Origin of the sequence: Amnimonas aquatica, assembly GCF_002943415.1 — a bacterium.
GTDB lineage: Bacteria > Pseudomonadota > Gammaproteobacteria > Pseudomonadales > Moraxellaceae > Perlucidibaca > Perlucidibaca aquatica_A.
The window spans coordinates 1-8,685 of record NZ_PTQZ01000057.1 but is presented as its reverse complement, the minus strand read 5'-3'; the positions used below and the strand labels follow the sequence as shown (position 1 = coordinate 8,685).

The 8,685-nt window shown below is 66.0% G+C and carries 5 protein-coding genes and 1 pseudogene; 2 read left to right on the top strand and 4 right to left on the bottom strand.

The window, feature by feature from the left end; all coding sequences use genetic code 11:
* The 4 genes and pseudogenes from C5O18_RS03830 to C5O18_RS03815 all read right to left on the bottom strand — a co-directional run.
* On the bottom strand, positions 1-944 hold a 944-nt coding region (locus C5O18_RS03830), incomplete at its 3' end, for an SMP-30/gluconolactonase/LRE family protein (protein ID WP_158249258.1).
* A gap of 46 nt (positions 945-990) precedes the next feature.
* Positions 991-1,299 carry a hypothetical protein gene (locus C5O18_RS03825; RefSeq protein ID WP_105191613.1) on the bottom strand — a complete coding sequence of 103 codons (309 nt, stop codon included), beginning with the start codon at positions 1,297-1,299 and terminating at the stop codon, positions 991-993.
* A 6-nt stretch (positions 1,300-1,305) separates the two neighbouring features.
* Positions 1,306-2,634 carry a ribonucleotide-diphosphate reductase subunit beta gene (locus C5O18_RS03820; RefSeq protein ID WP_105191611.1) on the bottom strand — a complete coding sequence of 443 codons (1,329 nt, stop codon included), beginning with the start codon at positions 2,632-2,634 and terminating at the stop codon, positions 1,306-1,308.
* A gap of 33 nt (positions 2,635-2,667) precedes the next feature.
* Positions 2,668-5,432: pseudogene (locus C5O18_RS03815) on the bottom strand (ribonucleoside-diphosphate reductase subunit alpha).
* 540 nt (positions 5,433-5,972) lie between these two features.
* Between C5O18_RS03815 and C5O18_RS03810 the strand changes: the two are divergent.
* Entirely contained in the window at positions 5,973-6,689 is a 717-nt protein-coding gene (locus tag C5O18_RS03810; protein ID WP_105191615.1) for a response regulator, read from the top strand.
* On the top strand, positions 6,689-8,308 hold the full coding sequence (locus C5O18_RS03805) for an ATP-binding protein (protein WP_105191609.1): 1,620 nt from the start codon (positions 6,689-6,691) through the stop codon (positions 8,306-8,308). The genes C5O18_RS03810 and C5O18_RS03805 overlap by 1 nt, the downstream gene beginning before the upstream one ends.
* Positions 8,309-8,685: the final 377 nt, after the last annotated feature.

Genomic DNA, 8,685 nt, shown 5'->3' with positions numbered 1-8,685 from the left:
CCGAGGGCCACCACGCTGCTGATGGCGCTGATGACGCCGCCGTCATCCTCGAACAGCACGCGGCTGGTACCGCTCTGCGGGTCGATGTCGTGGACGCGGGTGCGCGCCTTCGAACGCTGGCGCTGCCAGTGCAGGCCGAGACCGATCAGCGACGGGTAGGAGGTGGTCAGCAGGTGCCCGTTGCGGCCGCTGCCGATGCCGTCGATCAGCGACAGGCTGGTGACCTGGGTGCGCTGGTCGAGGTGGCCGTCAGCCTGGCGCTGGTAACGCACCAGGCCTTCGCCCAGCGTCTGCGACACCCACACCGTGCGGCCTTGGATCAGGATGCCGTTGGCGATGGCGAGTTCGTCGGCGGCGACCTGCCAGCCCTGTCCCGGCCGGTAGACCACGACATTGGCCTTGCGCTGCAGGAACAGCCACTCGACGATGCTGGCGCCGTCCTTGCGCTCGTTGGTGACGTAGATATCGCCGTTGTCGGCCACCGCGACATCATTGGGCGCGCTCAGCAGCGGCGAGGTCAGCTGCTGGTGGAAGCGCAGCGTGTCGCCGACGAGTTCGTAGATCATCAGGCTGTGCTGGTCGCTGACCAGCTCCCGGTCATGGCTGATCACGTACAGCCACCAGCGCCCGTTGCGCTGCACCAGGTCGATGCCGTGCGGGCGCAGCCTGAAGTCCTCCGGCTCGCCGCTGCGCGACAGCACGATCATGCTGTTGTTCGCCGGGGTGTAGGCGTAGATGTCGCCGGAGCGCGAGAAGCGTCGGCGGTCATGGCTGGAGATGATCAGCCGGGGCGCCTGTCCCGGCTGCAGCGCGATGTCGTCCGGGCCGGGGCCGGTGGCAACGCGCACGCAGTCGGACGGGTCGATGGCCGGGCCCGCCGCGATAGCGGCCGGCGCGAGCATCAGCAGCAGGGAACACAGCAGAAGGGACGGGCTCGGGCGCACAGGTCGGATCCGGGGCAGCAGCTTGTGACGACACATGCGTCACAAGTTACTGAGCAGCCTCCGGCTTTTCCAGTGCTTGCAGACGAGCGGCTTTCAGGTCGATGAGCTTGCGTGCATCCTCGGCCTGGCTTTCCAGGTCCTCGATGCGCGATTCCAGCTCCTCGTTCTCGGCGCGCACGGCATCCGCGGCCTCGCGGGTCAGGGTCAGCTTCTCCTCGGTGCTGGCATCCGCCGGCAGTGCCAGCGGTTCGACAGCCGCGTCATCGCCGGTGGCGGCGTGCTCGGCCTGCCACCAGAACGATGTCGCTGCCACGGCGATGACCAGGAGCAGCAGGAGCAGGGAACGCTGCCTCATGTCAGGTCACCAGGCCAGTGCGCCACCGGTCTGGTACTCGGTGACGCGGGTTTCGAAGAAGTTCTTTTCCTTGCGCAGGTCCATGATCTCGGACATCCACGGGAAGGGGTTCTTCACGCCGGGGAACTGTTCCGGCAGGCCGAGCTGCACCAGGCGGCGGTTGGCGATGAACTGCAGGTATTCCTCCATCATGGCCGCGTTCATGCCGAGCACGCCGCGCGGCATGGTGTCGCGCGCGTATTCGACTTCGAGCTGGGTGCCTTCGAGGATCATCTGCGTGGCTTCGAGCTGGAAGGCCTTGGTCCACAGGTGCGGGTTCTCGATCTTGATCTGGTTGATCACGTCGATGCCGAAGTTCACGTGCATGGACTCGTCGCGCAGGATGTACTGGAACTGCTCGGCGACGCCGGTCATCTTGTTGCGGCGGCCCATGGACAGGATCTGGGTGAAGCCGCAGTAGAAGAAGGTGCCTTCGAGCACGCAGTAGAACGCGATCAGGTTGCGCAGCAGGCGCTGGTCGGCCTCCGGCGTGCCGGTCTTGAAAGTCGGGTCGCTCAGCGACTGCGTGTACTTCAGGCCCCAGGCGGCCTTGCGGGCGACGCTGGGCACCTCGCGGTACATGTTGAAGACTTCGCCTTCATCGATGCCCAGCGACTGGATGCAGTACTGGTAGGCATGGGTGTGGATGGCTTCCTCGAAGGCCTGGCGCAGCAGGTACTGGCGGCATTCGGGGTTGGTGATGTGGCGGTACAGCGCGAGCACCAGGTTGTTCGCCACCAGCGAGTCGGCGGTGGAGAAGAAGCCCAGCGAGCGCATGACGATCAGGCGTTCGTCGGCGGTGAGCTGGCCATCGCCGGACTTCCACATGGACACGTCCTTGGACATGTTCACTTCCTGCGGCATCCAGTGGTTGGCGCAGCCGTCGAGGTACTTCTGCCAGGCCCAGTCGTACTTGAACGGCACCAGCTGGTTGAGGTCGGCGCGGCAGTTGATCATGCGCTTGTCGTCGACCTGGATGCGTCCGGCGCCCATTTCCAGCTCTTCCAGGCCGGCGGCAGCGTCAAGCTGGGCCAGGGCGGCGGCGGCGCGCTCGTGCGCCGAACCTTCCTCGGCGACACGGGCCTCGCTGTTCACGCGCTGGATGGCGGCGTCGACGATGGCAGCAGGGGCCTCAAGTCCACGAACGGGAGGTTCTGCTGCGGGTGCTGCAGCAGATACCACTGCAGGTGCCGGCGCAGCTGCTGCGACCGGAGCTGCTTGCGCAGCTCCTGCCGACGCAGGCGATGCTTTCGCGGTGGGCTTTTCGTCCTCATTGAAGTCATCCCAGCTGATCATGTCTGTCTCCTCTGCACATTCGGGAAGCCGGCCTTACTGGCAGGCTTCGCAATCCGGGTTGTCGATCGAGCAGGCCAGGGGCACGGGTGCCGCCTCGACCATTTCCTCGATCTGGGCCTTCACCGCGTTCAGCGCGCCGTCGGAGACGGTGGACTTCTCGGCGGCGGTGGCGCCCATGGCACGGAGGTAGTAGGTGGTCTTGAGGCCACGGTACCACGCCATGCGGTAGGTGATGTCGAGCTTTTTGCCCGACGCCTCGGCGATGTACAGGTTCAGCGACTGGGCCTGGTCGATCCACTTCTGGCGACGGGCGCCGGCGTCCACCAGCCAGCGCGGCTCGATCTCGAACGCGGTGGCGTAGACGGCCTTCATGTCGGCCGGCACGCGGTCGAGCTTCTGCACCGAGCCTTCGTAGTACTTGAGGTCGTTGACCATGACCGCGTCCCACAGGCCGCGATCCTTGAGCTCGTGCACCAGGTACGGATTGACCACGGTGAACTCGCCGGAGAGGTTCGATTTCACGTACAGGTTCTGGTAGGTCGGCTCGATCGACTGCGACACGCCGCAGATGTTCGAGATGGTCGCCGTCGGCGCGATGGCCATGACGTTGGAGTTGCGCATGCCGACGGTCTTGACCTTCTCGCGCAGCGTGGCCCAGTCCAGGGTCTGGCTGAAGTCGACCTCGACGTACTGCGGGCCGCGGTGCTCGGCGATCGCCCACAGCGAGTCGATCGGGAGGATGCCGCGGCTCCACAGCGAGCCTTCGAAGCTGGAGTAGCGGCCGCGCTCGGCGGCCAGCTCGCTGGAGGCCTCGATGGCATAGTAGCTGATGGCTTCCATGGAACGGTCGGCGAAGACCACGGCATCATTGCTGGCGTAGGCCAGCTTCTGCACGTACAGGGCGTCCTGGAAGCCCATGATGCCGAGGCCGACCGGGCGGTGGCGCAGGTTCGAGGTCTCGGCGGCCTTGACCGCGTAGTAGTTGATGTCGATGACGTTGTCGAGCATGCGCACGGCGGTGCGCACGGTGCGGCGCAGCTTGTCCTGGTCGAGGCCGGCCTCGGTGACGTGGTTGACCAGGTTGACCGAGCCCAGGTTGCAGACCGCGATCTCTTCCTTGCTGGTGTTCAGCGTGATTTCCGTGCACAGGTTGGAGGAGTGCACGACACCGACGTGCTGCTGCGGCGAGCGCAGGTTGCAGACGTCCTTGAAGGTGATCCAGGGGTGGCCGGTCTCGAACAGCATGGACAGCATCTTGCGCCACAGGTCCTGGGCCTGCACGCGCTTGAACAGGCGCATTTCGCCGGTGTCGCAGAGGCGTTCGTACTCGGTGTAGCGCTGTTCGAAGGCCTTGCCGTAGAGGTCGTGCAGGTCGGGCACGTCGGATGGCGAGAACAGGGTCCAGGTGCCGTTGTCGAAGACGCGCTTCATGAACAGGTCGGGCACCCAGTTGGCGGTGTTCATGTCATGGGTGCGGCGGCGGTCGTCGCCGGTGTTCTTGCGCAGCTCGACGAACTCCTCGATGTCGAGGTGCCAGGTTTCCAGGTAGGCGCAGACCGCGCCCTTGCGCTTGCCGCCCTGGTTGACCGCGACCGCGGTGTCGTTGGCGACCTTGAGGAAGGGCACCACGCCTTGCGACTTGCCGTTGGTGCCCTTGATGTAGGCGCCGAGCGCGCGCACCGGGGTCCAGTCGTTGCCGAGGCCGCCGGCCCACTTGGACAGCATGGCGTTGTCCTGGATGGCGCCGTAGATGCCGAACAGGTCGTCCGGCACCGTGGTCAGGTAGCAGGACGACAGCTGCGGACGCAGGGTGCCGGCATTGAACAGGGTTGGCGTCGAGGCCATGTAGTCGAAGCTCGACATCAGGTCGTAGAACTCGATGGCGCGGGCTTCGCGGTCGCCTTCCTCGCGCAGGGCCAGGCCCATGGCGACGCGCATGAAGAAGATCTGCGGCAGTTCGAAGCGGATGTCGTTGCTGTGCAGGAAGTAGCGGTCGTACAGGGTCTGCAGGCCGAGGTAGGTGAACTGGAAGTCGCGCTCGGGCTTGAGCGCCGCGCCCAGGCGCGCCAGGTCGTAGGCGCTGAGCAGCGGGTCCAGCAGTTCCAGCTCGATGCCGCGGGCGATGTAGGCCGGCAGGGNTCGAGCAGCAGACGGGCGGTGACGTAGGTGTAGTTCGGTTCCTGCTCGATCAGCACGCGGGCACACATGACCAGCACGTTGTTGATGTCGGCCTCGCGGGCGCCGTCGTAGAGGTTGCGCAGCGTGTCCTCGACGATGGCCGTCGGCTCGACGCCGGTCAGGCCCTCGCAGGCGTTCGCGACCAGGCCTTCCAGGCGGCCGAGGTCGAGCAGCTCGCGGCTGCCGTCGGCCTTGATCACGTGCAGGGTCGGGTGGTGCCGGACCGACGGCGCTGCGATGTCGCGGGCGCGGGCGCGCTCGTCACGGTAGAGCACGTAGGAGCGCGCGACCTTCTGTTCGCCGGAGCGCATCAGGGCCAGTTCGACCTGGTCCTGGATTTCCTCGATGTGCACCATGCCGCCGGTCGGCATGCGGCGCTTGAAGGTGCCGCTGACCATGGTGGTGAGCTGCGCCACGGTCTCGTGGATGCGGGCGGAGCTGGCGGCGGCGCTGCCCTCGACGGCGAGGAAGGCCTTGCTGATGGCGAGCGCGATCTTGCTGTCGTCATAGCTGACCACGGCGCCGTTGCGCTTGATCACGCGCAGCTGGCCGGGGGCCGTGGCCTGCAGGTCGTCGACCTTCTTGTGGGTGGTGGCTTCGGCAAAGATGTCTGCTTGCATGGGATCCTCGGCGCTGTGGCGGCAGGCCATGGGGGGGGCTGCCTGGCTCTTGTTGCCGCGCTGGTGGCGGTGTCGTCAGTACTAGATGTAGTGTCTTTCGCGCGTTGTTCGCGCGGAACAAACGGGCCGCTGCCCCTCTTTCCGGAGGCTCTCGGCGATGTGTGTATAAAACGGCAGGAGCCGGGTCCGTGTCCAGCGTTTTTTCTGCCATGACGCTACATCTTGTGTTTTTTGTGGTCATGCAGCTACAACATAGCCGGTTTTGAATTTTTGCCGCCACGGCATTTCTGTGGATAAGTTGTTGGCAACCTGGGGGCTGTGCTGGGGATAACGGGAGATTTTCCCGCCCGTCAGACACTTGCGTGAAAATACAAGATATAGTGTGTTCGTCGCCTGACGCGCGGGCGCTTGGGCGCGCCGCGTCGATGGCTTATCATGGCGGCGCGGGCGCTGCGTGGCAGGCCCTGAATTTTCAAGCTGATACGGCTGTCGGCCGGCGCCAAGCCACTGATGCCGGACATAACTAGAGGGAGCATGTGCATGGCATCTCACGAAGCGCCTCCGAGAATTCTGATTGTCGAAGACGACCAGCGCCTGGCCGAGCTGACGCAGGAATACCTGATCCGCAACGGGCTGGAAGTCAGCATCGAGGGTGACGGCCAGCGTGCCATCCGCCGCATCATCGACGAACAGCCGGATCTGGTGGTGCTCGATGTCATGCTGCCCGGCGCCGACGGCCTGACCGTCTGCCGCGAGGTGCGCAGCCACTTCCACCAGCCCATCATCATGCTCACTGCCCGCACCGACGACATGGATCAGGTGCTGGGCCTGGAAATGGGCGCCGACGACTACGTGCCCAAGCCGGTGCAGCCGCGCGTGCTGCTGGCCCGCATCCGCGCCCAGCTGCGCCGCGGCGAAAGCAGCGAAGGCACGGCGCAGCGCCTGATCTTCGGCGAGCTGGTGATCGACAACGGCGCCCGTTCGGTGACGCTGGCCGGCCAGCCGGTCGATTTCACCAGCGCCGAATACGACCTGCTCTGGCTGCTGGCGTCGCACGCCGGCAAGACGCTGTCGCGCGAGGACATCTTCGCCAAGCTGCGCGGCATCGAGTACGACGGCCAGGATCGCTCCATCGACGTGCGCATTTCCCGCATCCGGCCGAAGATCGGCGATGATCCCGACAGTCCGCGCATCATCAAGACGGTGCGCAGCAAGGGCTACCTGTTCGTGAAGGACAGCGGCAGCGTCGGTATCTGATGCTGCGACTGTTCCGTCCGAAGAGCATCTTCGTCGGGATCTATGGCGGCATCCTCCTGGTTGTCGTCCTGGTCAGCACCTGCGCCTACGGCATCCTCTACTACGTCAATGCCGAGCGGGCGCAGACCTACACCGAGCGCATGTCGACCGCGCTCTACCACATCACCGCCATCGCGGTGGCGCGCCAGGCCGAGTCGCAGCGCGAGTACTGGCTGCAGGATGCGGCCCAGCTCCTGGACGCGCCGCTGGCGCTGATCCGCCAGCTGCCCTTCGAACCGACCTGGCGCGAACAGGCCCGCCTCGACCAGGGCTATGCCGTGGTGCGCCGTGCCGGTGGTGGCGCCAACGAGATCTACATCCGCGTGCCCATGCCCGGCCGGCCGTCCTACATCGCCTCCGAGCTCAGCGGCATCGGCGAGCAGCAGGCGCGCGCGGCTGCCAACTTCTACCTCGAGGACCTGGCCAACTATCCGGGGCAGGAAGACGTGCGCCTGCGCACGCTGGCCCCCTTCGTCGGCTTTCCCATGGCGCTGCAGCCGGTCGCCGAGGTGAAGCTCGACCGCGACCAGCGCCTGCGCCTGCGGCAGGACGAGATCGTCGTCAATTTCCGGGAAATGACGCCGAGCGGGGGGCGATCCGCCATTACCGTGGTGGCGCCGAGCCAGTCCGATCCGGGCAAGGTGCTGGTGCTGGGGCCGTTCGACCTGTTCGATCCGCTGCCGATACAGGGGCTGGTGCTGGCGGCCGTGCTCAGCCTGCTGCTGATCACCCTCGGCGCCTACGCCATCATCCACGTCTTCGAAGCCAAGCTGCAGGCGGTGTCGGTGACCGTGAAGCGGCTGCGCGAGGGTGACCTGAGCGCGCGCGCCGTGGTCTCCGGCCAGGACGAGATCAGTCGCCTGGCCGATACGCTGAACCAGATGGCCGGGCATGTGAAACGTCTCATCGACACCCAGCGCGAGCTGACCCAGGCGGTGTCGCACGAATTGCGCACGCCGCTGGCACGCTTGCGCTTCGGCATGGAGATGATGGCCGGCGCGCCCGATGAAGAGGACCGCATGCACCAGCTGGACCTGCTGGACGAGGACATCTCCCAGCTCAACCAGCTGATCGACGAGATCCTCACCTACGCCAACCTGGAGCAGGGCCGGCCCAGGCTGGACTACGAGCTGGTCGATGTCTTCGAGCTGATGGCACGCATCCAGCGCGAGACCGATGCCCTGCGCAAGCCGATCCGCTTCATCGCCCAGGCCGAGCGCGGCTTCGTGGTCGAGTCGGTGCCGCGCTACCTGCACCGCGTGGTGCAGAACCTGGTCGGCAATGCGCTGCGCTACGCCGATGGCGAAGTGCGGGCCACGGTGCGGCGCGACGGCGAGTGGGCGGTGCTGACCGTGGAGGATGACGGCCCCGGCATTCCCGAGGAGAGCCGCGAGCGCATCTTCGAGCCCTTCACCCGCCTGGATGACAGCCGCACCCGCAGCACCGGTGGCTACGGCCTGGGCCTGTCCATCGTCAGCCGCATCGTCTACTGGTTCGGCGGCCGCATCCATGTCGATACCAGCGAGCGCCTGGGCGGCGCCCGCTTCGTCATGCGCTGGCCGATCCGCCGTCCGCTCTGAGCCTTGCCCGTGCCCGGCCGCCGGCCGGGAACCGCCGTTCGTCGCTTGCCGGCGGTCGGCCGGGGCGTCTGTAAACCGCTCCCGGAAGCCGCCGTTGTGTGTTGCATGACGTGTTAACGCACTTTCAAGAACGGTTGTGCAATTCATGGTCATTAACAAGCTCACAGTGACGTGAGCTTTTTTTTGCCCGCGAATCGGGCCGGTGCCGGGCCGTCGGCCATCTTGCCGGTGTCCGCCGCAGTGCTCCTCGACCCTGTCCCCACCGTTGCCATGACCGGATTCGATACCGGACCTGACCCGAGATGAACCCTGCCGGTCCGCCCGCCGGTCCCAAGATAGCGCCAAGACGGCCGCTCAAGAGCCGTCGCCACGTTGAG

What these genes read in the sequence shown, in the direction of transcription:
- C5O18_RS03825 (WP_105191613.1), bottom strand. Translation starts at nt 1,299, where the DNA reads ATGAGGCAGCGTTCCCTGCTCCTGCTGCTCCTGGTCATCGCCGTGGCA.
- C5O18_RS03820 (WP_105191611.1), bottom strand. Translation starts at nt 2,634, where the DNA reads ATGATCAGCTGGGATGACTTCAATGAGGACGAAAAGCCCACCGCGAAA.
- C5O18_RS03810 (WP_105191615.1), top strand. Translation starts at nt 5,973, where the DNA reads ATGGCATCTCACGAAGCGCCTCCGAGAATTCTGATTGTCGAAGACGAC.
- C5O18_RS03805 (WP_105191609.1), top strand. Translation starts at nt 6,689, where the DNA reads ATGCTGCGACTGTTCCGTCCGAAGAGCATCTTCGTCGGGATCTATGGC.